The organism is Mesorhizobium sp. P5_C1, assembly GCF_054049815.1.
Window position 1 is genome coordinate 1 of record NZ_JBFULQ010001086.1, and the last position, 1,040, is coordinate 1,040.

General features: G+C 58.5%; 1 protein-coding gene. It reads left to right on the top strand.

What is annotated here, in order from left to right:
* On the top strand, positions 1 to 131 hold a 131-nt coding region (locus tag ACXJ7R_RS34050; protein WP_457155624.1), incomplete at its 5' end, for a MucR family transcriptional regulator.
* Between the last annotated feature and the right edge of the window lie 909 nt (positions 132 to 1,040).

Sequence of the window (1,040 nt, forward strand, 5' to 3'; positions counted from 1 at the left end):
GCATGACACCCGACGAGTATCGAGTGAAGTGGGGGCTGCCGCGCGATTATCCGATGGTGGCGCCGAATTACTCTAAAACGCGGTCGGCTTTGGCGAAAGCAAGTGGCTTGGGTTCCAGGCCACTCCGGTAGAGAAGGCTMCTGCGAMGCGMAAKGCAAARTGACACGCCTTTCTATCGCCGAAGAGCTYGAGAGYSCCGYCGACCGCATTGCGGACATRTCGCGRGCGGATMTGCAAATCATCCTTCGSCGYGCTGCCYTGATGCTCMGGAACGTCGCKGGYGTGSCGYTGGAGCCKGCGACGGAGGATGCGCTYAWCTCCATCGCCGCMGARAYGAAGATCGGCCGGTCGGACCTAATTCAGATCGTGTTGCGCGAGTGGCTGGAAACGAACGCCTACCTGCCGGTCCGGATGATCGACGAGGAAAGCGAGACGGACGAGCGCGCTTAGCCACTGGGAAGCGCGAGTTGATTGCGCCAAGGCGCATTTCTATTTTAGCGCCTGCGAATGGTGTACAATACCTCTGACGACGTCGGTCGCCGCTCGGGGACCATTCGAGTGCACGCGGTCGGAACACGACAAATGGTGGGGTTGGCAGGCGTGATAGCCACGGCTGCGGCGCTTGAGGATGGTTCTGCGTTAGCACACAGTGCGCATGGCAGTTGGACCTATCCACCGGCCTGCTGTCACGGCGATACGGTGACGGGTGAATGCGGGGGAAGATCCCCAGCACAACTGTGACACCGCGACCTGATGGTTACGTCATCATTTTGAGGCCTGGCGACCACCAGAAAGTCACTCACCAAAATCGCTACTTCGTTCCCTACGATGCCGTAATTCCGTCTGGCGATGGTAATTTCCATATCTGCCTACATCCGACAGAGGAGCACGAAAACTGCTTTTTTGCGCCGTCAGAGGCGATGTAAGATGGAACGCTTAACGCTTGTCCACCATCTGCGGGACCAAGACGCCAACGCGAGGGGGCTATTCTAAGCACTTGGTCCACGTTGGCTAATGCGAACCCACGCGCTATTAGAGGG